This is a genomic window from Spirillospora sp. NPDC052242 (assembly GCF_040679555.1).
GTDB lineage: Bacteria > Actinomycetota > Actinomycetes > Streptosporangiales > Streptosporangiaceae > Spirillospora.
Genome location: NZ_JBFAUZ010000018.1, coordinates 92,569 through 117,690, shown reverse-complemented (window position 1 = coordinate 117,690; position 25,122 = coordinate 92,569). Strand labels below are relative to the sequence as shown.

The following is a 25,122-nucleotide window of genomic DNA, read 5'->3' as shown; positions in this document are numbered from 1 at the left end:
GCGTGACCGCGACCGACACCGCCGACACGACCGGCGCGCGCGGCACGGCCGGTGCGCGCGACGCGGCCGCCCTGCGGACGGCGACCGGGCGCGACGCCGCCCGCTGGGTGGCGGCGCACTGCCGGGAGGTGCCGTGGCTGTCGGCCGCCACCGTGCTCACGACGGTGGCGGGGACGGCGCTCCAGGTGCTGCCGATCCTGCTGCTCGGCCGGGTGGTCGACGGGATCGTCCAGGGCGGGTCGCGGTCGGTCCTGGTGACGGTCGGGGTGCTGATGGTGGTCGCCGCGCTGCTCGGCGCGGCGGCCACCGCCGCGTCCACCTACCTGATCGGACGGCTGGGCGCCGATCTGCTCGCGCGCCTGCGGGAGGGCGCCGTCCGGGCGGTGCTGGGCATGCCGAGCGCGCGGGTCGAGCAGGTCGGCCGGGGGGACGTGCTGTCCCGGGTCGGCGACGACGTGGCGGTGCTGTCGAAGGGGATCCGGACGGCGGTCCCGACGGTGTTCTCGGCGGGCGTGCTGGTCGCCGCCGCGACCGTCGGCATGTTCGGGCTGGACTGGCGGCTGGGGCTGGCGGGCGCCGGGGCGCTGCCCGCGTATGCGCTGGCGCTGCGCTGGTACCTCCCCCGGTCCGCGCCGCTGTACCGGCGGCAGCGGGTGGCGCAGGCGGACCGGGCGCAGGCGCTGATCAGCGGCCTGAACGGCATCGACACGGTCCGCGCGTACCGGCTGGAGGACGCCTTCCGCGAGCGGGTCGACCGCGAGTCGTGGCGGGTGCGCGACCTCGGCATCGAGGTGTTCCGGATGTTCGGCCGGTTCGTTGGGCGGGAGAACCGCGCCGAGTTCATCGGGCTGACGCTGATCGTCGTGGTGGGGTACGCGCTGCTGGAGTCCGGGGCGGCGAGCCTCGGCGAGGTGTCGGCGGCGCCGCTGCTGTTCCACCGGCTCTTCAACCCGCTGGGCGCGATCCTGTTCACGTTCGACGAGGCGCAGAAGTCGGGCGCGAGCCTGACCAGGCTGGTCGGGGTGCTGGAGGAGAGCGCGGACGAGCGGCTGGTGGGCGACCCGGACGGCGCGCCGGCGGGCGGCGCGGGCGGCGCGGCGTATCCGGTGACGGTCGAGGGGCTGACGTTCCGCTACCCGGGCACCGAGCGGCCGGTCCTGCGGGACGTCGATCTGACGATCCCGGCGGGCGGGTCGCTCGCGCTGGTGGGGGCGACGGGCGCGGGGAAGACGACGCTGGCCGCGCTGGTCGCGGGCATCGGGACGCCGCAGGCGGGCTCGGTGCGCATCGGGCCGACCGATCTCGCGGACCTGGACGAGGCGGGGGCGCGGGCGCTGGTGAGCATCCTGACGCAGGAGACGCACGTCTTCTCCGGGACGCTGGCCGACGACCTGCGGCTGGCGGCGCCGGGCGCGTCGGACGCCGAGGTGCGGGACGCCCTGCGCGTCGTCGGCGCCGACGCGTGGGTGGACGCGTTGCCCGAGGGAGTGCGCACGCCGGTCGGCGAGGGCGGCGAGCGGCTGGACGCCACCAAGGTCACGCAGGTCGCCCTGGCGCGGCTGGTGCTGAGCCGGGCGCCGGTGGTGGTGCTGGACGAGTCGACGGCGGAGGCGGGCAGCCAGGGCGCCGCCGAGCTGGAGCGGGCGGTGCTGGCGGCGTGCCGGGGCCGCACCACGCTGTTCGTGGCGCACCGGCTCACGCAGGCGATGGCCGCCGACCGCATCGCCGTCCTGGAGGCGGGACGCCTGGTGGAGCAGGGCACGCACGACGAGCTGGTGGCCCTGGGCGGCCGGTACGCGCGGCTGTGGCGCGCCTGGCGGGAGGGCAGTTAGGTGGACGCCGCCGCGAAGAAGGACGACGCCGCGTTGAGGGACGACGACGCGGGGCTCCCCCGCACCGGGTCGGAGATCCTGCGGATCGCGCTGCGCCGGAACGCGGGCGCGATGGCGCGGGGCACCGTCCTCATGGGCATGTACCAGGCGGGCGAGACGGCGTTCCCCATCGCGCTCGGCCTGATCGTCGAGCACGCGCTGCGGGACCGGAGCCTCGGCGCGCTGGGCGTGTCGATCGCGGCGCTGGCCGTGATCACCGCCACGGTGTCGTTCTCGTGGCGGTTCGGGATGCGTGTCCTGCAGAAGGCGAACACGACGGAGGCGCACCGGTGGCGGGTGCGGGTCGCGGCGCGCGGGCTGCGGCCGGTGCCGGCGGACGCGGGGCTGAAGTCCGGCGAGGTGCTGACCATCGCGACCGAGGACGCCGACCAGACGGCCGACATCGTCGAGGTGGTGCCGCTGCTGGTCAGCTCGCTGGTCGCGGTGCTGATCACGGCGGTGACGCTGGGCCTGGCGAGCGTCCGGCTGGGGCTGCTGGTGATCGTGGGGACGGTCGCGATCCTGTCGATCCTGAGCGTGCTGTCCCGGCGGATCGGGACGGGCACGCGGGAGCAGCAGGCGCGGGTGGCGCGGGCGGGCGCGAAGGTCGCCGACCTGATCATCGGGCTGCGGCCGCTGCGCGGCTTCGGCGGGAACCACGCGGCGTTCGGGTCGTACCGGCGGGTCAGCGGGGAGGCGAAGCGGCAGGCGGTCCACGTCGCCGGGGTGAACGGCGCGTACGCGGGCGCCGCGCTGGCGCTCAACGCGGCCCTCGCCACCGCCGTGACCCTGACGGCGGGGCTGCTCGCGTTCCGGGGCGAGATCACCATCGGCCAGCTCGTGATGGCCGTGGGGCTCGCGCAGTTCGTGATGGAACCGCTCAAGCGGTTCTCGGAGATGCCGAAGTACGTGATGACGGCGCGGGCGTCCGCGGACCGGATGGCGCTGGTGCTGGCCGCGCCGCCGGTGTACGCCCCGGGTTCGGAGCGCCCCGCCGGGGGCGGCCTCGAGGTGGACGGCGTCCGGTACGGGACGCTGCGCAAGCTGGAGTTCCGGGTGCCCGCCGGGGAGTTCGCGGCGATCACCGCGTACGGGCCGCGCGCGGCGGCCGACCTCGCGGCGGTCCTCGCCGTGCGGGTCCCGCCGGGCGCGTACGAGGGCGCGGTGCGGGTCGGCGGGCGGGAGATCGCGGACCTGTCGATCGAGGCGCTCCGCGCGCACATGCTGGTGAACCCGTACGACGGGGAGATCTTCGCGGGGACGCTCCGCTCGAACATCGACCCGGCGGGCACCGGACGGCCGGTCGACGCGGCGGTCGAGGCGGCGATGCTCACCGACGTCGTCGCCCTGCACCCCGAGGGGCTCGACCACGCCGTCCGGGACCGCGGCGCGAACCTGTCCGGCGGGCAGCGGCAGCGGCTGTCGCTGGCCCGTGCGCTGGCCGCCGACACGGACGTCCTCGTCCTGCACGACCCGACGACGGCCGTGGACGCGGTGACCGAGCAGCTCATCGCGCGGAACGTCGCCGAGCTGCGCCGGGGCCGCACCACCCTGGTGATCACGAGCAGCCCGGCGCTGCTGGACGCCGCGGACCGCGTGCTCGTCCTGGACGGCGGCGTCATCACCCTGCAGGGCACGCACCGGGCGCTCCTCGGCACCGACGCGGAGTACCGGCGGGCCGTGGCCCGCTGACCCGCACGGCCGGACGGGCGCGCCCGTGCGGCCGTCCGGTGGCGGGAGGGGTCCCGGGGGCGGCGGCCGATACTCGGGGCATGCGGGAGAGTTCCAGGGCGGAGGTCCGCCGGATCGCGGGCGCGGCCGCGTTCGAGACCGTCATGCACCACGCGGACGCGTTCGCGCGGACGGCGTACGCCGAAAAGACGATGGCGGCGACGGCGCGCCGGGTGGCCGAGCGGGTCGCGCGCGCGGTGGCGGGGGAGCGCGTGGCCCGCGCCGAGGAGATCGTCCGGTCCGCGGAGGGGGCGGCCGAGGACGTCGCGGCGCGCACCGCGGAGAAGGTGGCCGAGTCGGCGTCCGCGGAGACGCTGAAGCGGGCGCTCGCCGCGGTGGAGGAGGAGCTCGGGGACGCCTGGGAGGCGCTGGAGGAGTCGCGGACCGAGCTGACCCGGACGGTCGGCGCGTTCGCGCGCGACGAGGCGGCCCGGGTCGTCGCCGAGGTCGCCGCGGAGACGGTGCCGCCCGTGGTGGAGGTGCGGGTGGGCGCCGCGCCGGACGCGATCCGGGTCGGCGGGCACACGCACGCGGTGTTCCCGGACCTGGTGCTGGCGCTCGGCGCCGGGTGCCACGTACTGCTGGTGGGCCCGGCGGGGACCGGGAAGTCGATGATGGCGCAGCAGGCCGCGGAGGCGTTCGGGCAGGAGTTCCACGCGCTGTCGCTGGGGCCGACGACGCCGATGAGCAAGATCTTCGGCTACTACGACGCGCACGGGAACTACCACGGCACCCCGTTCCGGCGGGCGTTCGAGCACGGCGGGCTGATGCTCCTCGACGAGCTGGACAGCGGCCACCCGGGTCTGCTCGCCGAACTGAACCAGGCGCTGTCCATCCGGTCGTGCGCGTTCGCCGACGGCATGGTGCGGGCCCACCCGGACTTCCGGCTGGTCGCGACGGCGAACACGTACGGGACGGGCGGCGATCGGCAGTACGTCGGCCGGCAGGCGCTCGACGCGGCGACGCTCGACCGGTTCGCGGTCGTGGACGTCCCGGTCGACGAGGACCTCGAGGAACGCGTGACGCTCGCGCACGCGCCGGACCGGGCGGACGACGCCCGCGAGGTGCTCGCGGAGGTGCGGCGGCTGCGGGCGACCGCCGCGGACAAGCGGCTCCCGGTGATGTTCTCGCCGCGGGCCTGCATCGACGCGGCGCGACTGCTGCAGGCGGGTGCGAGCGTCGAGCAGGCGATGCGGTGGCGGGTCGTCCGGGGGATGTCGGAGGCGCACCGTTCGGCGCTCGGCCTGTGAACGGGCCCCGGATCGGGGACACGGTGCACGCCCTGGAGCCGATGTGGTCGTGGCAGGAGTTCGTGGACCGTGCGCGCGCGCCGGACAGCATCCCCGACGGCAGCGGCCGCGGCGAGCGGGGGCCGTGGCCGGGCGCGTCCTGGGACGAGGCGCTGCGGCTGGCGAGGGACGGCTGGACGACCGTCCTGCCGGAGGTGGACGCCGAGGTCGCCGAGCTGCGGGAACGGGTGCGGGACGAGGTGGTGACGACGGCGCTCGTCCCGTCGTGGGACGTGACGGGGGGCGAGGTGGACGTCGGCGTCTACCTGAGCGGCACGCCGGAGTGCATGGTGGACGCGGTGCCGCAGCGGATCTCGGCGCGGGGCCGCGTGGTGTCGTTCCTCGTCCCGGCCGGGTACGTCCACACGACGCCGCACGCGGCCGTGCGCAACCGGGGGGTGGCGCTGGCCGCGCTGTGCTCGTCGATCATCGCGTCGGGGCACAGCGTGGAGATCTGGTCGGGTTTCTGCGCGCACGTGGGCCCGGGCGAGCGGTTCGCGGCGGTGGCGCGGGTGGTGTCGGCGGCGGAGCCGCTGGACATGGGCCGGCTGATGTTCGTGATGGCGCACCCGGCGATGCTGCGGCGCCTGTGGCTGGCGGTCTACGACGGCGCTCCCCGCCCCGTGGCCCGCCGCATGCACGACGAGAACTACGGCCGGGCGCCGTACACCTGTCTCCCGGAGGACCTCCCGGACGGCGTCACCGACCCGTACGTTCTCCCCTACCTCGCGCCCGACGACCCGCAGTGGGCGACGGCGGAGACCGCGCTGGCCTGGTGCCAGGAGATGTTCACCAGCCTGAACCTCCTCCGCACCCCCTGAACGCACACCCTGTAGTCGGGCGTTTACCCAAACAGCACCGCACGTGACTTTTCCCTGTTCCGCTTCGGGTAGGGGCGGCTGAGGGACCGTCGCGCAGCGAGAGGAGAGGGGCGTCGTGACCGACGTTTCGAGCAGGGGGGCGCAACCGGGGGACGAGCGGGAGGTGCTGACCAACCGGCAGGGCCATCCGGTCTACGACAACCAGAACCAGCGGACGGTCGGGGCGCGGGGCCCGGCGACGCTGGAGAACTACCAGTTCCTCGAGAAGATCAGCCACTTCGACCGGGAGCGGGTGCCGGAGCGGGTCGTGCACGCGCGCGGCGTGACGGCGTACGGGTACTTCGAGGCGTACGGCAGGTGGGGCGACGAGCCGATCGCGAACTACACGCGCGCGAAGCTGTTCCAGGAGGAGGGGAAGCGGACGCCGCTGGCGATCCGGTTCTCGACGGTGATCGGCGGCCGCGACTCGGCGGAGACGGCGCGCGACCCGCGGGGCTTCGCGGTGAAGTTCTACACCGAGGACGGCAACTGGGACCTGGTGGGGAACAACCTGGCGGTGTTCTTCATCCGGGACGCGATCAAGTTCCCGGACGTCATCCACGCGTTGAAGCCCGACCCGGTGACGTTCCGGCAGGAGCCGAACCGGATCTTCGACTTCATGTCGCAGACGCCCGAGGCGATGCACATGCTCGTGAACCTGTTCAGCCCGCGCGGGATCCCGGCCGACTACCGGCACATGCAGGGGTTCGGGGTGAACACGTACAAGTGGGTGAACCAGGCCGGGGAGACGAAGCTGGTCAAGTACCACTGGATGCCGAAGCAGGGCGTCCGGAGCATGACGGAGGCGGACGCCGCCGCCGTGCAGGCGAGCGACCTGGGGCACGCGACGCGGGACCTGCACGAGGCGATCGACCGGGGCGACTTCCCGGAGTGGGAGCTCGTCGTGCAGATGATGGACGACCACGAGCACCCGGAGCTCGACTTCGACCCGCTGGACGACACGAAGGTGTGGCCGGAGAACGAGTTCCCGCCGCAGCCGGTCGGGCGGATGGTGCTGAACGAGAACGTGAAGGACAACTTCGCGGAGAACGAGCAGATCTCGTTCGGGACGGGCGTCCTCGTGGACGGGCTCGACTTCTCCGACGACAAGATGCTGGTGGGGCGCACGTTCTCCTACAGCGACACGCAGCGGTTCCGGGTGGGGCCGAACTACCTGCAGCTTCCGGTGAACCGGGCCAAGAACGCGAACGTGCGGACGAACCAGCGGGACGGCCAGATGGCCTACTTCGTCGACGGGAGCGGCGAGAACCCGCACGTGAACTACGAGCCGTCCATCACGGGGGGCCTGCGGGAGGCGCAGTACCCGACGGAGGACGACGAGGGCCCGGAGATCGTCGGCCGGGTGACGCGCAAGCGGATCCCGCGGACGAACGACTACGTGCAGGCCGGGCAGCGGTATCTGCTGATGGAGGACTGGGAGCGGGACGCGCTGGTCGAGACGCTCGTGGGGCAGCTGTCGCGGTGCGAGCGGCCGATCCAGGAGCGGATGGTGTGGCACTTCCTGCTGGCCGAGGACGATCTGGGCCTGCGGGTCGGCGAGGGCCTCGGGATCGGCCCGGACGCCGTCGCGCACCTGGCGCCGCTGCCGGGGCAGACGCTGACGGACGAGGACGAGCGGCGCCGCGCGAACCTCGGGAAGAACGGTCCGCGCGACATCGGGGGTCTGAAGATGACGCACTGCGTGCCGAACGAACGCGCCGTCCACCACTTCGGCGAGACCTGACCGGCCCGCGCCCCGGCTCGGGGCCCGACGCCGAGGGCTTCGCGGTCAGACGGGACGGCCGTCGGCCGTGTGGGCGATGTGGTGCGCGGTCAGCGCGGCCTCGATGATCTCGGCCTCGCCGGTGAAGGCGCGTTCCATGACGGCGACGAACTCGTCGTTGGGCGGGTAGAGCCGCGCGGCGGCGCCCGCCATCTCGCGGACGAGGATGCGGGCGCCCGTGCGGAGCGCGGACTCGAGCTGGCGGACGTCCTGTCCGGCGCGGGCGGAGCGGGCGCCGAGGCGGCGGAACCAGTCGAGCGCGGCGGCCTTGCCGTGGGCGCCCGCGTAGACGACGAGGGCGTCGCGCACGGCGCGGGCGACGACCCTGTCGGGCAGGTGCGCGTAGGCGGGGACGCGGACGGTGATGTCCCCGGCGACCTCGGCGGCGATCTCGTCGAGGCGGTCGATGAGGCGGCTGGTCACGGGTGCCGCGACGGTCTGCATCGGTCACCTCCGCACGGGTCGGTGGTTCGCGGTGGTGTCCGTACCCGCGAGTAGTGGCATGTTACCGACGCGTAGAACGCCTGTCCCCCCTGAATTCACCCCGATTCCGGAGATATGTCCTCCGGGTCAGGGGCGGGCGCCGGCGGCGACCGCGGGATTCGCGGAGGCCCCCTCCGTCGCGAGCAGCACGACCGTCCGGTCGTGGCCGTCCGGGAGGGCCGCGCGGCGGCCGGGGACGAGCGCGGCGCGGACGCCCGCGAGGGACGCGGCGCCGCACGGTCCGGCGGGGACGCCGAGCGCCGCGAGGTCGCGGACGGCGCGGGCCGCGGCGCCGTCGGAGACCGCCACGGCCGCGTCCACGCCGTCCCGCAGGTGCGGCCAGGCGAGCGCGGACGGCGCCGCGCAGTGCAGCCCGGACATGATCGTCGCGCGGGTGCCGATCGTCGTGGACCGTCCGGCGGCGAGGCTCGCGAGGAGGCAGGGCGCCGCGTCCGGCTCGACGGTCAGCAGCGTGGGCGGCGTCCGGCCCGCCCGGTAGTGGGTGACGGCGGCCTGGGCCAGCGACCCCACCCCCACCGGGACGGCCACCAGGCTCGGCGGCTCGGCCCCGCGCGCGCGCAACTCGTCGTCGATTTCGGTGAAGAGCGTGGAGTAGCCGTCCACGATCCATTGCGGCACCCGCTCGTGGCCGGGGACGGACGTGTCCTGGACGAGCAGGACGTCCGGGGCGGACGCGGCGCCCGTGGCGAGGCGGACCGCCTCCTCGTAGGACCCCGCGACCCGCGTGACCCGCGCGCCCTCGCCCTCGATCGCCGCGACCGCCGCGGGGTGGACGCCGTCCGGCACGTAGATGCGGGCGCGCGCGCCGAGCAGCCGCGCCATCGCCGCGACCGCCCGTCCGTGGTTGCCCTCCGTCGCCGTGACGAGCTCGACCGGACGTTCGCCGCGCAAGCGCGCGCGCAGCCGTTCGAGCGTCGGCTCGGCGAGACCGTAGTGCTCGGACACGGCCCGGAAGGCGCCCCACGACGCGCCGAGCATCTTGAACGCGGGCAGGCCCAGCCGGGACGACTCGTCCTTCACGAACAGCCGGTGGACGCCCAGTTCGGCGGCGAGCGCCGAAAGTTCGGCCAGCGGGGTCGGCGCGTACCCGGGCAGCGTCCGGTGGAACGCGGCGACGGCGTCGCGGGGAGCGGCCGGTCCGGACGGCCGGCCGTCCGCCGCGGACCGGGGACGGACGTACCAGGACGTGCGGGTCATCGTGGTCATGCGTTCAGGCTTTCGCAGCGCGCTTCGATCGGTCCAGCGCACGTTTCCGAGCGATAATCGTCAGTGAAACCGAACGATCGAGGGTGGAGCGATGCTGGACCTGCACCGGCTGCGGCTGCTGCGCGAGCTGAAGCACCGCGGGACGCTCGCCGCCGTCGCCGAGGCCCTCGCGTACAGCCCGTCGACGATCTCCCAGCAGCTCGCGGTGCTGGAGCGGGAGGCGGGCGTGCCGCTGCTCGAACCGGTCGGCCGCCGGGTGCGGCTGACCCCGCAGGCCGAGATCCTCGTCGCGCACACCGAGGCGGTGCTGGAGCGGCTCGAACGCGCGGAGGCCGACCTCGCGGCGTCGCTCGAGGGCCTCACCGGCACGCTGCGCGTCGCCGCGTTCCAGACGGCCGCGCTGGCGCTCGTCCCGGACGCGCTCAGCCGGCTCGGCGCCGCCCACCCGCGGCTGCGCGTCGAGGTCACGCAGTGCGAGCCGGAGAGCGCCCTGCCCGCGCTGCTCGCCCGCGACTTCGACGTCGCCGTCACCGAGGAGTACCCGGACGAGCCGATGCCGCGCCCGGACGGCATCGAGTACGCGGAGCTCGGGCGCGACGAGATGCGCCTCGCCCTCCCCACCGGAAGCGCCTCCGGAAGCCCCACCGGAAGCGCCTCCGGGGAGGCCGCTCTGGCGGCGGCGGCCGACCTCCCCTGGGTGATGGAGCCCGCGGGGACGGCGTCACGCCGCTGGGCGACCCGCCTGTGCCGGGACGCCGGGTTCGAACCGGACGTCCGCTACGAGTCGACCGACCTGCTGCTGCACCTGCGGCTCGTCGAGCGCGGCCACGCCGCCGCCCTGCTGCCCGACCTGGTGTGGACGGGCGCGGCCCCGGCCGTCCCGGTCGCGCGGCTGCCGCGGGGACGGCACGTCCGGCGCCTGTACGCCGCGACGCGCCGGGGGAGCGGCGCGCACCCGGCCGTCCGCGCGTGGTGCGAGGCCCTCGCCCGTCCGCTGCGGGAACGCCCTCCGCGAGAACACCCCCAAGAGACCCTCAAAGGATTTGCAGACGGCGGCTAAGCTCGGATGCACAACATCCGTTTATCACCACGGAACATCAAGTCCCTCCCTCGCCGAGGCGACCTTCCGGCCCCCTGACGAGACCGGCGACACGCCGGGGCTCCCGGGCCTCCCCATCACCCCGAACCCCGTCCACGGGCCACATGCGGGTGAGCCGCATCCTTTTTGGGGGTTTTCCCGGATGGCGATGAGTCCGCCGACCGGGCAGAGTCGGCATCGGCGGCAGAGGGACGCGGACCGGAGACGGGACCGGGCCGCAGGAAGAAGGCAACGATGTCCGACACGTCGATCCTCACCTCGATGAACACCATAGAACTCGCCCGGCTCCTGTACGGCTCCGCGCTGCAGGAGTCCGACCGTCCGTCCGCCGAGCAGGTGCGCACGGCCGTCGACGCGCGCCTCGGCGCCTGCGGCGGCGACCGGAGCGCGTGCCTCGCGGAGATCGCGCAGGAGGCCGGCGACCACCCGGACGCCTACCTCGCGCGGATGCGCTGGGCCATCGCCGCGGTGTCCCGCGCCTACGGGCGCGCCCCGACGCCCCGCGAACCGACGTGCGCGTGAACCGGCCGCCCGCCCCGTCCCCGTCCGCGGGCGGAGCGGAACGCGGCGGCCGGCGCACCGGCCGGACCCGTCCGGTGGCCCGGCCGCGAAGGGAGAGGAGAGGGACATGAAGCCCGTGCGGCCGAAGCGTGTGCGCTCGCCGTTCGCCGACCGCCGCGAGGACGTCGTCCCGCGCGGCCTCCGCGACCTGCTCGCCGCCGACCCCGACGCGCCCCCGCGCGGCGGGGACGAGCGCCGCAGGCGGCGGCGACGCAGGATCATGACGGTCCGCCGCGCCCCCTGACGTCCGCACGCGCCCCCCCGGCGCCCGTGCGCCCCCGACGTCGGGGTGCGCGGCTCCGCCCCCGTCAGTTCCGCCCGCGTCAGTGGCGCTTCTTCTTGTTCTTGACCTTCGTGCTGCCGCCGTCCGACTCCCACTCGTAGCCGGGCTCGTTCTTCTCGCAGTGGCTGTCGCTCACCCGCCGGTCCGTGGCGTCGTGCTCGCACCACCGGTCCTCGCCGCCGCACGCCGTCAGGCCGAACGCCGCGACGACCACGGCCATCGTGAGGGCGACTCTTCTGCTCATCATCCTTGCCTTTCGATCTCGAGCCCTCCGGGACGGCGGGCGCGCCACTCAGACGCGCACCGGACGGCGACCGTTCCGGCGCGCGGGCGGGTCCGGCCCGCCGCGAACTATGCTGACGCCTGTGAGCGATGAGGCCGTGACGGAACCGAACGGACGGGAGTACCGGATCGGGGAGCTCGCGGAGGCCGCGGGCGTCCCGGTCCGGACGCTGCGCTACTACCAGGAGCGCAGGCTGCTGCCGCCCCCGCGCCGCGAGGGCCGCATCGGGCTGTACTCGGAGGAGCATCTCGCGCGCCTGCGCATGATCGCCAACCTGCTGGAGCGCGGCCACACCCTGGAGGGCATCCGGGAGCTGCTGGCGGCGTGGGAGCAGGGCCGCGACATCGGCACCGTGCTCGGCGTGGAGAAGGCGGTCACGACGCCGTGGTCCACCGAGGTGCCGGTGACGATGTCGATGGACGAGCTGGCCGCGCTGTTCCCCGGCGAGGTCGGGGCCGAGTCGGTGCGGCGCGCCCTCGACCTGGGCCTCATCGAGATCGACGGCGACCGCGTGACGCACTGGAGCCGCCGCCAGCTCGACGCCACGGTGACGCTCGTCCGGGCCGGGGTGCCGCTGGAGGCCGTCCTGTCGGCCGGGCGGGAGCTCCAGGAGAGCATGGACGGCCTCGCCGCGATGTTCGTCGACCTCATCGCGACGCACGTCGTGGGCCGGCTGGAGGAGCAGGACCTCGGCGAGCTGACCGACACGCTGGCGCGGCTGCGGCCGGGCGCCCAGGTCACCGTGGAGGCGGGCTTCGCGGCGGCGATGGACCGGCAGGTGCGCGCCGCGATCGACCGGCTGCTCGGCCCCCTCGCCACCTGACCCGCCCCGCCGGACGCGCGAACCCGCGGGGGCGCCCGTCTGCGGGCGTCCGTCCGGGCGCGGGGCGGCCATACTGGGTGCATGGTCGACGAAGAGCGCTGGAAGGCGCGGTTCCGCGCCGCCCGGATCAGCCTGCCCCGATGGGCGCGTGACGCGCCCGACCGCAGCGTCTACCGGTCGAACGTGACCGGCACGTGGGAGATCTACACGTGGGACCGGGCGTCCGGCGTGCGGCGGCAGGTCACCGACCGGCCGAACGGGACGTGGATGGGCGGCGTCGACCCGTCCGGCACGTGGGTGTGGTGGTTCGCCGACACCGACGGCGACGAGTTCGGCGTGTGGAAGCGCGTCGCGTTCGACGCGGACGAGGGCGCGGAAAGCGTCCCGGCCGTCCCGGGGCTGGAGCCGTCGTACCCGGCCGGGCTGTCCCTGGGCGCGAGCGGCCTCGCGGTCGTCGGCCGCACGACGGAGGCGGGCAACACGATCCACCTGTGCCGTCCGGGCGCGGAACCCGAGGTGCTGTACCACCACGCGGAGGACGCGCACGTCGCGGCGCTGTCGCGAGACGAGACGCTCATCGCGATCGGGCACAGCGAGCACGGCGACAGCCGCCACATGGCGCTGCGCGTCGTCCGCCCGGACGGGTCGACGGTCGCCGACCTGTGGGACGGGCCCGGCAAGGGCGTCTACGGCGCCGGGTTCGCGCCGGTCCCGGGCGACGCGCGGCTGCTGGTGAACCACGAGCGGCGGGGCCGCGACGAGATGCTGATCTGGGACCCGGTCGCGGGCACCGAGCACGAGATCGTCCTCGACCTGCCCGGCGAGATCGGCGCGGACTGGTACCCGGACGGGTCGGCGCTGCTGGTGTCGCACTCGCACGAGGCCCGCGACGAGCTGTACCGCTACGACCTCGGCACCGGCGGGCTGACGCGGATCGAGACGCCGCGCGGCGTGATCGGCGGCGCGGACGTCCGGCCGGACGGGACGGTCGAGTTCTCGTGGTCGTCGGCCGCGGAGCCGCCGGTGATCCGGTCGACGACCGGCGCGGTCGTGCTGACCCCGCCGGGACCGGCCGCGCCGCCGTCGGTGCCGGTCGAGGACGCGTGGGTGGACGGCCCCGGCGGCCGGATCCACGCGCTGGTCAGCAAGCCCGACGACGGTTCGGCCGCCCCGTACCCGACGGTGTTCGACATCCACGGCGGCCCCACGGCGCAGGACGACGACTCGTTCGTCGCGTCCGCCGCGGCGTGGGTCGACCACGGGTTCGCGGTCGTCCGGGTCAACTACCGGGGCTCGACCGGCTACGGGTCGCAGTGGCGGGACGCGATCGAGGGACGCGTCGGGCTCACCGAGCTGGAGGACATCAAGGCCGTCCGCGACTGGGCGGTGTCGTCCGGGCTCGCCGATCCGGACCGGCTCGTCCTGACCGGCGGGTCGTGGGGCGGGTTCCTGACGCTGCTCGGCATCGGCACGCAGCCGGACGACTGGAGCGTCGGCGTCGCGGCGGTACCGGTCGCCGACTACGTCGCGGCGTACGAGGACGAGATGGAGGGCCTGCAGGCGTTCGACCGGTCGCTGTTCGGCGGGTCGCCCGCGGAGGTCCCGGAGCGGTACCGCGAGTCGTCCCCGATCACGTACGTGGAGCGGGTGAAGGCGCCGGTGCTGATCCTCGCCGGGGAGAACGACCCGCGCTGCCCGATCCGGCAGATCGACAACTACCTCGCGCGGCTCGCGGAGCTGGGCCTGCCGCACGAGGTGTACCGGTACGACGCCGGGCACGGCTCGCTCGTCGTCGAGGAACGGATCACCCAGATGGCGGCCGAAATCGACTTCGCCCGGAAACATCTCGGTATGTCGTGATCTCTCGCGGGGATGTGCGGAACATCCGCACGTCCCCGCGTTTACAAGATCAGACGGTGGGGCATCCCTCCGTCGGCCGCTAGCGAGCAACAGCCGGTCACCGTCCGCGCACGCGGCGTGACCGTCGGCCCCCCGGCGCCACCGTCCGATGCGGCGGCGCAGCGCTCCACATCGCCGATCGGGGGGATCGCATGACACGGCTGCCGCACGACCCGCACGAGCACGCCCGCGCGCCGGAACCGGCCGGACCGCTCCGCGCCGCCGACCGGCGAAAACCCGGGCGCTTCGACCTGCGGCGCCCCGTGCCGCGCCTGCTCGCCCTGGGCGCGGGCGCCCTGCTCGCCGCCACGGCGATCATCGTGACGACGTCCGCGACCTCGACCGCCGCACCGGCCGCGGGCCCGGCGTCCCGCGCGTCCGACGGGCCCCCGGTGCCGTCCGACGACCCGCCGCTGCCCATGGGCCGCCCGGCGGCGCCCGTCTGGCCGGGCACCGGTCCCGGCTCCGAGCCCGGCACCGGCCCGGGGGTCCCGGTGACGACTTCGATGGTCGAGACCCTGCGCTCGCCCGAGCAGGACGCCCCGGCCGCGACGGACGACCGTCCCGTGCGTCCCGCGGAGGTCACCAGGGCCACGGCACCCGGGGCGGCGCCCGTCCGGCAGCCCGTCCGGCAGCCCGCCGCCGACGCCGGGAAGCCGAACCTGGCGCCGCCGTCGAAGTCGATGCACCTCGACCACGAATTCGTCACCGACGTCCTGCGCGCGCGGGACATCGAATGGCGATCGACCGGGAACTGCTCCGACCGCGAGAAGCCGAACTGCACGTCCTTCGACGGGCTGCGCTGGACGACCCTCGAAGGGCTGCTGCGCTTCGCGGAGACGAGCGGCTGCAGGATCGTCGTCACCGGCGGCACCGAGCGCGGCCACGCCCCCGGCCGCCACAGCCACTACAACGGCTACAAAATCGACATCGCGCCGAACGCGTGCGTCGACCGGGAGATCGAGGGCTACGACCGCGAGGGCGTCCGCGGCGACGGCGCGAAGCTGTACCGGTCACCCGAAGGCGGGCTGTACGCCCGCGAGAGCGACCACTGGGACATCACCTACACGTGACGGTCAGGCCCGAACATCGCGGATGATGTCCACGAGTTCCCGGGTGACCGACTTGAACCCGGGGATTCGGGACATCGCGACCATCCGGTTCACCAGCGGCACGGTCCGCTCGACGAGCAGGTACGTCTTGCGGCAGCCCGGCGAACTGTCGTGCACCCAGTAGAGGACGATGCCCATCGAGTACAGCCACAGCAGCTCGGGCAGTTCCTTCCGGAACTCCTTGTCGATCTTGAGGTCGGAGCCGTCGACGACCTCGCGGTAGATCGCGACCGCCGAGTCGCGCGCCGGACCCGACTCCGCGCTGAACGGATTCAGCGGGCTCGTCGGCTCCGCCGCGAACTTGAAGAACTTCCCGGCGAACTGGTGGTACGGGACCATCGTGTCGACGCGCGCCCGCAGCACGCCCAGCAGCCGCGCCGCGAACTCCGTCTCCGCCTCCAGCACGGCCCGGCACGCGGCGACGTGCTCGTCCTGCAGCTCGTCGTAGTACGCCTGGATCAGCTCCTCCTTGGAGCCGAAGTAGTAGTAGGCGTTCCCGACCGAGACGCCCGCCTCCTTGGCGATCGCGCGCATGGTCGTCGCCTCGTACCCGCGCTCCCGGAAGAGCCGCAGCGCCGTCTGCACGATCAGGGCGCGGGTCTGCTCGGACTTCACCGCCTTCGTCTCGGTCACGCCTGCCACCCTACGGCCCGGAACGCCGCGCGGTCAGTCGGCGACCGTCCGAACCCGCCGCGCGTCCGGGCGGGGGCCGTCCCAACCGTGCCGTCCCAACCGTGCCGCGCGCCCGGGCGGCGGACGTCCGGACGCGCCGGGCCGAGGGTGCCGGCCGTGGCGGCCGACGCAAGTCCTTCCACGACGCGTCCTACGGCCGCCTCGCCGACGCGGGCGGTCTGGCCGACCATGTCGCGGCGCTGCGGCGGCTGGCCGAGACCCGGCCGTGGATGGACCTGGACCGGGTGGGCGGGTTCGGCCACTCCGGCGGCGGGTTCGCCGCCGCGCGGGCGATGCTGGACTTCCCCGAGGTCTACAAGGCCGGCGTCGCCCTCTCCGGCCCGCACGACGCCCGCTTCTTCAACCCGGGGTTCGTGGAGTCCTACGACGGCGCGGACGCCCCCGAGGCGTGGGCCCGCACCTCCAACGTCGACATCGCCGACCGGCTGGCGGGCAAGCCGCTGCTCGTCCACGGCGAACTGGACGACCAGGTCCGCCCCGATCCCTCTCGGCCCCGAGCTGCTCGGCGAGATGTTCGGCGAGATGTTCGCCTGAGCCGCGTCCGCCGGACGGGGCCGCGGGACGCGACCGACGGGTAGTGGCGCCAAGCCTCCGAGGCCGGACAGAGCACGGGCTCCGTCCGGCCTCGGACATCGCTCATCCGCAGGTCGCACCACTGGGCGCGTCCGGTCCGATTCCGGTCGGCGGCGGTCAGCCGGCGGTCAGCCGACGGTCGCGACCTCTTCGGCGACGTTGAGGCGGACGTTCGCGACGACGGCGTGCAGGGCGCGGAGCGCCGCGCCCGCGTGGTTGCCCCAGTGGTTGAAGTACGAGTACTGCCACCACCACAGCGCCTCGAGGGGGCGGTCCTGCTGGTAGTGGCGCAGTCCGTGGACGAGGTCGCTGGCGACGTCCACGAGGTCGTCGGAGAGCCGGTACGCGGTCGACTCGGTGTCCTTGTACGGGTCGAACACCTCGACGTACTCGTCGACGGTGACGAGACGTTCGGCGAGGCCCGTCCGGACGGCGTCGAGATCGGGGTCGTCCCCCATCTCGGGCTCCCAGTTGTCGGGCAGGATCACGTCCGCGCTGGCGCCGAGCTGCGCGCCGGCCAGGATGATCTGCGACACCTCCAGCAGGAGGAGCGACACGGTCTGGGTGCCGCCGTCGCCGCGCGCGACGGCCTCCAGTCCGTTGAGGTAGTTCTCCACGTGCTTGGCGACCCGTTCGGCGAGAGCCGTCCATTCCTGCGGGCTGTTGGTGTCAGACATCGAGCAGCCTCCGTCCTTCGAATGCGCGGCCCAGCGTCACCTCGTCGGCGTATTCCAGATCGCCCCCCACCGGCAGGCCGCTGGCCAGTCGGGTGACTTTCAGGCCCATGGACTTGACGAGCCGCGCGAGGTAGGTCGCGGTCGCCTCGCCCTCCAGGTTCGGGTCGGTGGCGAGGATCAGCTCGGTGACGGCGCCGTCCGCGAGCCGCTGCATCAGCTCGCGGATGCGCAGGTCGTCCGGGCCGACGCCCTCGATCGGGCTGATCGCGCCGCCGAGCACGTGGTAGCGGCCGCGGAACTCCCGGGTCTTCTCGATGGCGACGACGTCCTTGGACTCCTCGACCACGCAGATGACGTGGGGGTCCCGCCGCGCGTCACGGCAGATCCGGCATTCCTCTTCCTCGGCGACGTTCCCGCAGGTCTTGCAGAAGCGGACCTTGTCCTTGACCTCCTTGAGCGCCTTGCCGAGGCGTTCCACGTCGGCCGGATCGGCGGCCAGGAGGTGGAAGGCGATCCGCTGCGCGCTCTTGGGGCCGACGCCGGGCAGCCTGCCCAGTTCGTCGATGAGGTTCTGAACGACCCCTTCGTACAACGGACCCTTCCTTCCGTTCGGGTTCTAGTGGACGTGCACGACGCCGCGGCGGCGCGGCAGCGCGGCGGCGCGGCGGCGGCGATGCGTCAGGGGCGGGCGCCGCCGGGGCCGCCGCCGAGGCCGGGGAAGCCGCCGGGCAGGCCGCCGCCCTCGCCGCCGAGACCGGGCATGCCGGGCAGGCCGCCCCCGCCGCCGAGGCCCTGCGCGAGCGGGCCCATCTTCTCCTGCTGCAGCTCGCGGGCCTCCCGGCCGGCGTCGCGGATCGCGGCGAGCACCAGGTCGGCGATCGTCTCCGCGGTGTCGGCCGGGTCGTCGGGGTCGACGGCCTTCGGGTCGATCGTCAGGCCGGTGATCTCCCCGGCGCCGTTGACGGTCGCGGTGACCAGGCCGCCGCCCGCGGTGCCCTTGACCTCGGCCTCCGACAGCTCGCGCTGCGCGGTGAAGAGCTGTTCCTGCATGGCCTGCGCCTGCTGGAGCAGTTCCTGGATGTTCAACTGACCACCGGGTTCCACGGTGCACTCCTTCTTCCGGCCCCTGGTGGGGCCTTCTCTCTGGTGACCCGCCGACCACCGGACGTCCGTCCCCCGAGACTACGGGGTCACGGCGCGCGGCGGTAAGTGCGGACGGCGGTGCGCCGACTCCGACGCCGACTCCGACACGGCACGCGCCTCCGGCTACGAGTTGTCGATCTCCTTGATGATCTGTCCGCCGAGTTCCCGCTGGATGAGCGCCATGCCGCTCATCTCCGCCTCGAGCCCGTCCGCGTCGGCGTCGCCCTCGGGGTCCACCTCGTCGCTCTCGTCCATGGGGGCGGGCTCGGGCGGCGGCGGGGGCTCGTCCGGCGGCGGGGGCGGCGGCCCCGGGTCCCGGACGGGCGCCCCCGCCGGGCCGCGTCCCTGGCCGGGCGCGGGAGCGGACGGGTCGGGGGCGGGCCGCGGCGGGGTCGGGGACGGGGGCGGGGTGTTGGCGGGGGCAGGGCCGGGGGCCGTGCCGAAGCCTGCGGCGGGGCGGCCGTGGCCGCCGCCTCCCGGGCCGCCGCCGAAGCCGGACGGTCCGGACGCTCCGCCGCCGGGGCGGCCGCCGCCGCCGGCCGGGGGGCCCGAGTTGCCGACGACGGTCTCGATCCGCCAGTCGACGCCCATCCGTTCCTTGAGGACCTCGCGGACGACGACGTCGCGGCCCCCGTTCACGAACCCGAGGCGACGTCCCTCGGCGTCGAAGCCGAGGGTGAGGACCTTGCCGTCCAGCCCGATCGGCTGGACCCCGGCCATGACGACCATCCAGGTGGCGCGGCTCTTCTGCTTGACGGCCTCGACGACGTCGGGCCAGTACCGCTGGATCGTCGCGATGTCCGGACCGCTGCCGGAGCCCGCCGGTGCGGCGGGGGCCGCCTGCGGGGCGGGGGCCGCCTGGGGCGCGGGGGCCTGCGCGGCGGGGGCCTGCGCGGGCGCCTGGCCGTGGGGCTGCGCGGCAGGGGGCTGCGCGGGCGCCTGGCCGTGGGGCTGGTCGTGGGGACGGCCGGTGTTGGTGGGATGCCGGTCGTGGCCGCCCGCGTTCGGGCGGCCGTCCGGAGGCGGCGGGGCTTCCGTGGAGCGGGAGTTATCCACAGGGCGCGGTTCTGCGGGCGCGGGTGTGGTGGGGCGGTTGACACTGGAAGTGGGGTCGCCCCCCTGGGCGGGCGGGGGCTGTACAGGGGCCACTTGCCCAAGCCCGGCACCGAGCGCGGCACCGCCACCGGCACCGCCCCCACCGAATCCGCCCTGGGACGCCTGCCGCTCCAGGCGGTCGAGGCGTGCGAACATCGACGCCTCGTCCTCGTACGCCGCGGGCAGCAGGATCCGCGCCGCGACCAGCTCCAGCAGCAGCCGCGGGGAGGTGGCGCCGCGCATCTCCGTCAGTCCGGTGTGCAGCAGGTCGGCCGCCCGCGTCAGCTCCCCCGGGCCGAGCGAGGATGCCTGCTTGCGCATCTGCTCGAGTTCGTCCGGCGGCGCGTTCAGCAGGCCGGACCCGGCCGCCTCCGGGACGTTCGAGAGGATCACCAGGTCGCGGAGGCGTTCGAGCAGGTCGGCGGCGAACCGGCGGGGGTCCTGGCCGCTCTCGATGACCCGGTCGATCGCGGCGAAGACGGCGGCGCCGTCCCGGGCCGCGAACGCGCCGATGACCTCGTCGAGCAGCGTCGAGTCGGTGTAGCCGAGGAGGGAGACGGCCCGCGCGTACGTGATGCCGTTCTCGTCCGATCCGGCGAGCAGCTGGTCGAGGATCGACAGGGTGTCGCGGGCGGACCCGGCGCCGGCGCGCACGGCCAGCGGCAGCGCGGACGCCTCGTACGGGACGTTCTCCGACTCCAGGATCTCCTCGACGAGCTCGGTGAGGGTGCCCGGGGGGATCAGCCGGAACGGGTAGTGGTGCGTCCGGGACCGGATCGTCCCGATGACCTTCTCCGGCTCGGTGGTCGCGAACACGAACTTCAGGTGCGGCGGCGGTTCCTCGACGAGCTTCAGCAGCGCGTTGAAGCCCTCGCGGGTCACCATGTGCGCCTCGTCGATGATGTACACCTTGAAGCGCGCGGAGACGGGCGCGAAGAAGGCGCGTTCGCGCAGGTCGCGGGCGTCGTCGACACCGCCGTGCGAGGCGGCGTCGATCTCGATGACGTCGATGTGCCCGGTGCCGGTGGGGCCGAGCGCGACGCACGAGTCGCATTTGCCGCACGGGTCCGGGGTGGGGCCGTTCTCGCAGTTCAGGGAGCGGGCCAGGATGCGGGCGCTGGACGTCTTCCCGCAGCCGCGCGGGCCGCTGAACAGGTACGCGTGGTTGATCCGGCCGTTGCGCAGCGCCTGCTGCAGCGGTTCGGCGACGTGCTCCTGCCCCTTGAGCTCGGCGAACGTCGCAGGCCGGTACTTGCGGTACAGAGCCAGACTCATCGGGGGTCCGCCCTCCTCAAGAGCAGAGCGTCAGAAACGAAAGGACCCCCCGCACACCCGCCAGAGCCTGCTTATCCTTGCTGCCTTCCGGCCCTGGGGAGGTTCACAGGGTGACGCCATGCGAGGGGTCTGTTCAGAGTCTATGGCATCCCGGCCCAGGGTTGGCACGGTTCGGCGCTACTCTCCGCCCCATGGGCGACTCTGATTCCGCTCCGGCGCGGCGGACACTCCTGCACATCGCCGAACGGCGCCACTGGGAACCGGCGAGGGACGCGGGTGTGTCGTACGCCATGTCGACCCTCGGACGGACGCTGGACGACGAGGGCTTCGTGCACTGTTCGTCCGACATGGACCAGGTGCGGGGCGTCCTCGACCGTTTCTACGCCGGTGTGGACCGGGACGATCTGGTCCTGCTGGTGATCGACGTGGCGCGGCTGGACGCGCCGGTGCGCGACGAGCCGGTCGGGGACGCGGTGTTCCCGCACGTGTACGGCCCGATCCCGGTGCGGGCGGTAATTGATGCGCGACCACTGCCCGACACCCGGTAGGCTGTCCCGCGGAGGATTCGCCTAGTGGCCTAGGGCGCACGCTTGGAAAGCGTGTTGCGTGCAAGCGCTCGCGAGTTCGAATCTCGCATCCTCCGCTCGCCCTCCGGGGCGCACGACGTCGAAGGCGGCACCCATGGGTGCCGCCTTCAGTGCTTTCGCGGGTCGGTGTGAACGTTCGGTGAACGTCGGCGGCGCGGGCGCCCGTGTCGGCCGGTGCGCACGTTCAAGAGACAGTTATGTCTATATGGTGGCTCCCAGTTCGCGATGAGGGGGCGCTGTGCAGGCTCTGGGGCCGTCCGATCCGCACGAGGTCGGGCCTTACCGCACCGTCGCGCTGCTGGGCCAGGGCGGCATGGGCAGGGTGTTCCTCTGCGCGGGTCCGGACGGACGGCTGGTCGCCGTCAAGCGGATCCACGAGGAGCTCGCCGAGAACGACGGGGTCCGCGCGCGTTTCCGGCGGGAGGTGGAGTCGTCGCGGAGGGTGGCGGGGGTCCGCACCGTGCCGGTGGTGGACGCCGACGCCGACGCGCCGCTGCCGTGGCTGGCGTCCGCGTTCGTCCCGGCGCCGTCGCTCGCCGAGGCGCTGGCGTCCGTCGGGCCGCTGCCGGAGGAGTCGGTACGGCGGCTCGCGGCCGGGCTGGTGCAGGCCCTCACCGACGTGCACGGCGCCGGTCTGGTGCACCGGGACCTCAAGCCGTCGAACGTGCTGCTGGCCGAGGACGGTCCGCGCGTCATCGACTTCGGGATCGCGCGCCTGCTCGAGGACGACGGCCGCACCGAGCTGACCGGCACGGGCATGCTGATCGGGTCGCCCGTCTCGATGTCCCCGGAGCAGGCCCTCGGCCGGGAGATGACGGCCGCGTCCGACGTCTTCTCGCTCGGGGCGACGCTGGTGATGGCGAGCACCGGCGCCGCGCCGTTCGCGGGGCGGTCGATGCCCGACCTGCTGTACAAGCTGGTGCACGCCGAGCCCGATCTGGGCGCGGTGCCGCCCGGCCTGCGCGCGCTCGTGGAGCCGTGCCTGGCCAAGGACCCGGAGGCGCGGCCGACGCCGGCGGAGCTGCTGGAGCGCGTCGGCCCCGTGGGACCGGCCGTCCGTCCGTGGCCGCCCGGCGTGCAGGCCCTCATCGAGGACCGGCGCATCCGGGTCGCCCATTTCGTCGACGCCGCGCAGGCGAGCTTCCGGGCGGCCGCTCCCTCCCCGCCCGTCCCCCACGCCGCGGGCGTCCCCGCGCCGCCGCCGCCTCCCACGCTTCCCGGACCGCCCGCGCCGCCGGCGCGCCACCGGCGGCGCGGGCCCCTGCTCGCCGGCCTGGCGGTGGCCGCGGCGGCCGTGCTCGGAGCCACCGCGCTCCTCCTGCCGGACGCCGCGGACGGCGACGGCAGCGAAGACGGCGACGGCACGCCCGCCACAGCAGCATCGGCACCGGCCGAGCCGCGCTCCATCAAAGGCCCGACCCCCACGCCGGGCGACACGCCGCTGTCGCAGGTCGACGACAGGTACACGGCGAAGCCGCCGACCTGCAAGCGGGCCGCCGCGAAGGTCGACGCCCCCGACGGTTTCGCGGCCCCCTCCGGATACGGCCCCTACGAGGTGGACGAGGTCGGGACGCCCCACACCGAGACGATGTGCGTCTGGCGGAACCGCTCCGGCGACGAGATCAACCTGATGTGGCGCCTGTTCCGCACGGAGGGAGGCTCCCGGACCGGGGCCGAGGAGGCGAAGGAGTTCCTCGAAGGCTTCTACTGGCCCGACGACACCAGGCGGGACTTCGCCCTGCGGTTCGCGGAGGAGGGTTTGTGGAAGCAGCCGAGGAACTCCGGCCCCGGCTGCATCCTGCACGCCCGGGACGTCAACCTCGTGCTGTTCGTCAGCATCGAGGGCCCCGCGTATCCCCGCGGGCGGTGCGAGCCGGTCGTCCGGACGATCGCCGAGGGCGGCCTCGCCGCGACGGCGAGGGACCGGTGAGGCCGCTCGGCGCGGACGCGCCCCGCGGGATCGGCCCCTACCGGACGGTCGCGGAGCTCGGCCGGGGCGGCATGGGACGGGTGCTGCTCGCCACGTCGCCGGACGGGCGGCTCGTCGCGGTCAAGCAGGTGCACGCGCGGCTCGCCGCCGACGGCGGGTTCCGGGAGCGGTTCCGGCGGGAGGTGGCGGCCTCCCGGCGGGTGTCGGGGGCGTTCACGGCGGCCGTCGTCGACGCCGACACCGAGGCGCCCACGCCGTGGCTGGCGTCGGAATTCGTCCCGGGCCCGTCGCTGGGCGCCGCCGTGGCGGCCGCGGGGCCGCTGCCCGAGGAGCCGGTGCGGCGCCTGGCGGCGGGGCTGGCGACGGCGCTGGCGGAGGTCCATCGGGCGGGGCTGGTCCACCGGGACCTCAAGCCCGCGAACGTCCTGCTGGCCGGGGACGGCCCGCGCGTCATCGACTTCGGGATCGCGCGGGCCGCCGAGGGCGCCGACGGGACCGAGCTGACGCGCACGGGCCTGGTCGTCGGGTCTCCCCCGTTCATGTCGCCGGAGCAGGCGGACGGCCGCGAGGTGACCGCGGCCAGTGACGTGTTCTCGCTCGGGACGGTGCTGGTCGCGGCCCTGACGGGCGCGAGCCCGTTCGCGGGGACCGCGATCCCGCAGACCCTGTTCAACGTCGTGCACACCGAGCCCGACCTCGGCGCCGTCCCGCCGGGACTGCGTCCCGTGGTGGCGGCCTGCCTGGCCAAGGACCCGGGCGCCCGGCCGAGCCCGGGGCGGCTCCTGGAGCTCGTCGGCGAGGTCGCGCCGGCGTCGCGGCCGTGGCCGCCCGCCGTGCACGCGGTGGCCGCCGGGCAGCGGGCCGAGATCGACCGGCTGCTCGCGGACCTCGACCGCACGGTCGTCCAGGTGCCCGGCGCCGCGTTCCCCGGACGGCCCGGCGCGGCGGCCGCCGCGCCCGCGCAAGCGGAGCCTCTGCGGGACGAGCGCACCCGCGCGTGGCCCACGCTGATGGGTCTCACGCGGGCGTGGCCGACGCTCGTGGCGCGCTCGCCCGCGCGCCGCAGGCGCGTCCTGGCCGCCGCAGCGGCGGCGGCCGTCCTCGCGGCCGTGGCCATCGGCGGCGGGAGCTACGCGACGTGGCCCGAGGACGAGCCGAGCGGCACGGCGGGTTCGTCCGCCGGAGGACCGTCCGCCGGGGCGGCGGCGAACGGCGGGACGTCGGACCCCGGCGGGGCCGGCGGATCGTCCGGCGGGGGAGCGGCCGCCGGGCCCGCGACCGCGCGGACGCCCGGCGCGGCGGGCGCGTCCGGCGGCTACCTGGAGATGCCGGTCTGCTCGGAGGCCGCCCCCGAGCTGCCGCTGTCGTCGCGGAACCCGAAGCAGGACCAGTACACCGACCTCACCTACCAGGCGTGGACGAGTTGCGTCTGGGACTCCCCCTCCGCGTGGGTGCGCTGGGACCTGAAGCGCAGCGTCGACGGACGGGACGGGCCGGCCGACCAGAAGGCGCAGTTCGCCGAGCGCGCGGCCGACGGCGGGACGCCCGCGGACGGTCTCGGCTTCGGCGACTCGGCGTTCTGGAGCGCGCTCGAACCGGCCGACGGGTGGGTGTGCGCGCTGGTCGTCCTTAAGGACAACCTCGTCGTGGACGTGAGGCTCGGCGGGAACCAGGGTTGGTCCGAGTGCCGGGCGAAGGCCCCGGAGATCGCCAGGGCGGCCATCGCGGCGATGCCGTCGCGCTAGTCCCGCCCACCGGGCGGGCCGGCGAGATCCCCGCGCCGATCCATGGTCCGGGACGCCGGTACCGATCAGCGGTACCGCCGCGGCCCCCCAGAACCCCTCC

The 25,122-nt window shown here is 74.6% G+C and carries 23 protein-coding genes, 1 tRNA gene and 1 other RNA gene; 16 read left to right on the top strand and 9 right to left on the bottom strand.

What is annotated here, in order from left to right; all coding sequences use genetic code 11:
- Nucleotides 1–2: 2 nt before the first annotated feature.
- From AB0L25_RS17210 to AB0L25_RS17190, 5 genes are all read left to right on the top strand, one after another.
- Nucleotides 3–1,832 (top strand): ABC transporter ATP-binding protein, encoded by a 1,830-nt coding sequence (locus tag AB0L25_RS17210; RefSeq protein WP_500173063.1) that lies wholly within the window; start codon nt 3–5, stop codon nt 1,830–1,832.
- On the top strand, nt 1,833–3,563 hold the full coding sequence (locus AB0L25_RS17205) for an ABC transporter ATP-binding protein (protein ID WP_500173061.1): 1,731 nt from the start codon (nt 1,833–1,835) through the stop codon (nt 3,561–3,563).
- 80 nt (nt 3,564–3,643) lie between these two features.
- Nucleotides 3,644–4,852: an AAA family ATPase gene (locus AB0L25_RS17200; protein ID WP_500173059.1), complete on the top strand. Its 1,209-nt coding sequence runs from the start codon at nt 3,644–3,646 to the stop codon at nt 4,850–4,852.
- The gene (locus tag AB0L25_RS17195; RefSeq protein ID WP_500173057.1) at nt 4,849–5,712 is read left to right on the top strand and encodes a DUF7192 family protein; all 864 of its coding nucleotides are present in this window, start codon (nt 4,849–4,851) and stop codon (nt 5,710–5,712) included. Before AB0L25_RS17200 ends, AB0L25_RS17195 begins: the two co-directional genes overlap by 4 nt.
- 115 nt (nt 5,713–5,827) lie before the next feature.
- Nucleotides 5,828–7,495: a catalase gene (locus tag AB0L25_RS17190; RefSeq protein WP_500173055.1), complete on the top strand. Its 1,668-nt coding sequence runs from the start codon at nt 5,828–5,830 to the stop codon at nt 7,493–7,495.
- 45 nt (nt 7,496–7,540) lie between these two features.
- Here AB0L25_RS17190 and AB0L25_RS17185 read toward each other — a convergent pair whose 3' ends face one another.
- Both AB0L25_RS17185 and AB0L25_RS17180 read right to left on the bottom strand, forming a co-directional pair.
- Nucleotides 7,541–7,978, bottom strand: coding sequence for a PucR-like N-terminal domain-containing protein (locus AB0L25_RS17185; RefSeq protein ID WP_500173053.1), 438 nt, complete (start codon nt 7,976–7,978; stop codon nt 7,541–7,543).
- Nucleotides 7,979–8,104: 126 nt separating this feature from the next.
- Nucleotides 8,105–9,244: a diaminopropionate ammonia-lyase gene (locus tag AB0L25_RS17180; protein ID WP_500173051.1), complete on the bottom strand. Its 1,140-nt coding sequence runs from the start codon at nt 9,242–9,244 to the stop codon at nt 8,105–8,107.
- A gap of 91 nt (nt 9,245–9,335) precedes the next feature.
- Here AB0L25_RS17180 and AB0L25_RS17175 point away from each other — a divergent pair, with 91 nt between their 5' ends.
- The 3 genes from AB0L25_RS17175 to AB0L25_RS17165 all read left to right on the top strand — a co-directional run bounded on the left by AB0L25_RS17175 (nt 9,336) and on the right by AB0L25_RS17165 (nt 11,148).
- The gene (locus AB0L25_RS17175) at nt 9,336–10,304 is read left to right on the top strand and encodes a LysR family transcriptional regulator (protein ID WP_500173049.1); all 969 of its coding nucleotides are present in this window, start codon (nt 9,336–9,338) and stop codon (nt 10,302–10,304) included.
- A 273-nt stretch (nt 10,305–10,577) separates the two neighbouring features.
- Complete coding sequence (locus AB0L25_RS17170) at nt 10,578–10,865, top strand: hypothetical protein (protein WP_500173047.1); 288 nt, start codon at nt 10,578–10,580, stop codon at nt 10,863–10,865.
- 106 nt (nt 10,866–10,971) lie between these two features.
- Entirely contained in the window at nt 10,972–11,148 is a 177-nt protein-coding gene (locus tag AB0L25_RS17165) for a hypothetical protein (RefSeq protein WP_500173045.1), read from the top strand.
- Between the two features lie 79 nt (nt 11,149–11,227).
- Here the strand turns inward: AB0L25_RS17165 and AB0L25_RS17160 are convergent, their stop codons facing one another.
- Entirely contained in the window at nt 11,228–11,434 is a 207-nt protein-coding gene (locus AB0L25_RS17160) for a hypothetical protein (protein ID WP_500173043.1), read from the bottom strand.
- Nucleotides 11,435–11,552: 118 nt separating this feature from the next.
- On the opposite strand from AB0L25_RS17160, the gene AB0L25_RS17155 reads away from it, so the two are divergent.
- From AB0L25_RS17155 to AB0L25_RS17145, 3 genes are all read left to right on the top strand, one after another.
- Entirely contained in the window at nt 11,553–12,293 is a 741-nt protein-coding gene (locus tag AB0L25_RS17155) for a MerR family transcriptional regulator (protein ID WP_500173041.1), read from the top strand.
- Nucleotides 12,294–12,374: 81 nt separating this feature from the next.
- The gene (locus tag AB0L25_RS17150) at nt 12,375–14,153 is read left to right on the top strand and encodes a S9 family peptidase (protein ID WP_500173039.1); all 1,779 of its coding nucleotides are present in this window, start codon (nt 12,375–12,377) and stop codon (nt 14,151–14,153) included.
- 191 nt (nt 14,154–14,344) lie between these two features.
- The gene (locus tag AB0L25_RS17145; RefSeq protein ID WP_500173037.1) at nt 14,345–15,265 is read left to right on the top strand and encodes a hypothetical protein; all 921 of its coding nucleotides are present in this window, start codon (nt 14,345–14,347) and stop codon (nt 15,263–15,265) included.
- Between the two features lie 3 nt (nt 15,266–15,268).
- On the opposite strand, the gene AB0L25_RS17140 is transcribed toward AB0L25_RS17145, so the two are convergent.
- Complete coding sequence (locus AB0L25_RS17140) at nt 15,269–15,937, bottom strand: TetR/AcrR family transcriptional regulator (RefSeq protein WP_500173035.1); 669 nt, start codon at nt 15,935–15,937, stop codon at nt 15,269–15,271.
- A gap of 101 nt (nt 15,938–16,038) precedes the next feature.
- On the opposite strand from AB0L25_RS17140, the gene AB0L25_RS17135 reads away from it, so the two are divergent.
- Complete coding sequence (locus AB0L25_RS17135) at nt 16,039–16,575, top strand: alpha/beta hydrolase family protein (protein ID WP_500173033.1); 537 nt, start codon at nt 16,039–16,041, stop codon at nt 16,573–16,575.
- Nucleotides 16,576–16,698: 123 nt separating this feature from the next.
- Here the strand turns inward: AB0L25_RS17135 and AB0L25_RS17130 are convergent, their stop codons facing one another.
- The 5 genes from AB0L25_RS17130 to ffs all read right to left on the bottom strand — a co-directional run bounded on the left by AB0L25_RS17130 (nt 16,699) and on the right by ffs (nt 20,893).
- The gene (locus AB0L25_RS17130; protein ID WP_500173031.1) at nt 16,699–17,247 is read right to left on the bottom strand and encodes a DUF5063 domain-containing protein; all 549 of its coding nucleotides are present in this window, start codon (nt 17,245–17,247) and stop codon (nt 16,699–16,701) included.
- Nucleotides 17,240–17,839, bottom strand: a complete 600-nt coding sequence (gene recR, locus AB0L25_RS17125; protein WP_500173029.1) for a recombination mediator RecR — start codon at nt 17,837–17,839, stop codon at nt 17,240–17,242. Before recR ends, AB0L25_RS17130 begins: the two co-directional genes overlap by 8 nt.
- Before the next feature lie 86 nt (nt 17,840–17,925).
- Nucleotides 17,926–18,351: a YbaB/EbfC family nucleoid-associated protein gene (locus tag AB0L25_RS17120; protein WP_500173027.1), complete on the bottom strand. Its 426-nt coding sequence runs from the start codon at nt 18,349–18,351 to the stop codon at nt 17,926–17,928.
- A 162-nt stretch (nt 18,352–18,513) separates the two neighbouring features.
- The gene (locus tag AB0L25_RS17115; RefSeq protein ID WP_500173025.1) at nt 18,514–20,760 is read right to left on the bottom strand and encodes a DNA polymerase III subunit gamma and tau; all 2,247 of its coding nucleotides are present in this window, start codon (nt 20,758–20,760) and stop codon (nt 18,514–18,516) included.
- 37 nt (nt 20,761–20,797) lie between these two features.
- An RNA gene (gene ffs / locus AB0L25_RS17110) (signal recognition particle sRNA small type) lies at nt 20,798–20,893 on the bottom strand.
- Nucleotides 20,894–20,951: 58 nt separating this feature from the next.
- On the opposite strand from ffs, the gene AB0L25_RS17105 reads away from it, so the two are divergent.
- From AB0L25_RS17105 to AB0L25_RS17090, 4 genes are all read left to right on the top strand, one after another.
- Entirely contained in the window at nt 20,952–21,308 is a 357-nt protein-coding gene (locus AB0L25_RS17105) for a DUF952 domain-containing protein (protein WP_500173023.1), read from the top strand.
- A 10-nt stretch (nt 21,309–21,318) separates the two neighbouring features.
- Nucleotides 21,319–21,403 (top strand) — tRNA-Ser (locus AB0L25_RS17100).
- A 182-nt stretch (nt 21,404–21,585) separates the two neighbouring features.
- Nucleotides 21,586–23,277, top strand: coding sequence for a serine/threonine-protein kinase (locus AB0L25_RS17095; RefSeq protein ID WP_500173021.1), 1,692 nt, complete (start codon nt 21,586–21,588; stop codon nt 23,275–23,277).
- The gene (locus tag AB0L25_RS17090; protein WP_500173019.1) at nt 23,274–25,022 is read left to right on the top strand and encodes a serine/threonine-protein kinase; all 1,749 of its coding nucleotides are present in this window, start codon (nt 23,274–23,276) and stop codon (nt 25,020–25,022) included. The genes AB0L25_RS17095 and AB0L25_RS17090 overlap by 4 nt, the downstream gene beginning before the upstream one ends.
- Nucleotides 25,023–25,122: the final 100 nt, after the last annotated feature.

Excerpts from the sequence above, each read along its gene's own strand:
- AB0L25_RS17115 (WP_500173025.1), bottom strand. The coding sequence starts at position 20,760 with ATGAGTCTGGCTCTGTACCGCAAGTACCGGCCTGCGACGTTCGCCGAG.
- AB0L25_RS17170 (WP_500173047.1), top strand. The coding sequence starts at position 10,578 with ATGTCCGACACGTCGATCCTCACCTCGATGAACACCATAGAACTCGCC.
- AB0L25_RS17185 (WP_500173053.1), bottom strand. The coding sequence starts at position 7,978 with ATGCAGACCGTCGCGGCACCCGTGACCAGCCGCCTCATCGACCGCCTC.
- AB0L25_RS17200 (WP_500173059.1), top strand. The coding sequence starts at position 3,644 with ATGCGGGAGAGTTCCAGGGCGGAGGTCCGCCGGATCGCGGGCGCGGCC.
- AB0L25_RS17145 (WP_500173037.1), top strand. The coding sequence starts at position 14,345 with ATGACACGGCTGCCGCACGACCCGCACGAGCACGCCCGCGCGCCGGAA.
- AB0L25_RS17130 (WP_500173031.1), bottom strand. The coding sequence starts at position 17,247 with ATGTCTGACACCAACAGCCCGCAGGAATGGACGGCTCTCGCCGAACGG.
- AB0L25_RS17150 (WP_500173039.1), top strand. The coding sequence starts at position 12,375 with ATGGTCGACGAAGAGCGCTGGAAGGCGCGGTTCCGCGCCGCCCGGATC.
- AB0L25_RS17180 (WP_500173051.1), bottom strand. The coding sequence starts at position 9,244 with ATGACCACGATGACCCGCACGTCCTGGTACGTCCGTCCCCGGTCCGCG.
- AB0L25_RS17105 (WP_500173023.1), top strand. The coding sequence starts at position 20,952 with ATGGGCGACTCTGATTCCGCTCCGGCGCGGCGGACACTCCTGCACATC.
- AB0L25_RS17175 (WP_500173049.1), top strand. The coding sequence starts at position 9,336 with ATGCTGGACCTGCACCGGCTGCGGCTGCTGCGCGAGCTGAAGCACCGC.
- AB0L25_RS17165 (WP_500173045.1), top strand. The coding sequence starts at position 10,972 with ATGAAGCCCGTGCGGCCGAAGCGTGTGCGCTCGCCGTTCGCCGACCGC.
- AB0L25_RS17160 (WP_500173043.1), bottom strand. The coding sequence starts at position 11,434 with ATGATGAGCAGAAGAGTCGCCCTCACGATGGCCGTGGTCGTCGCGGCG.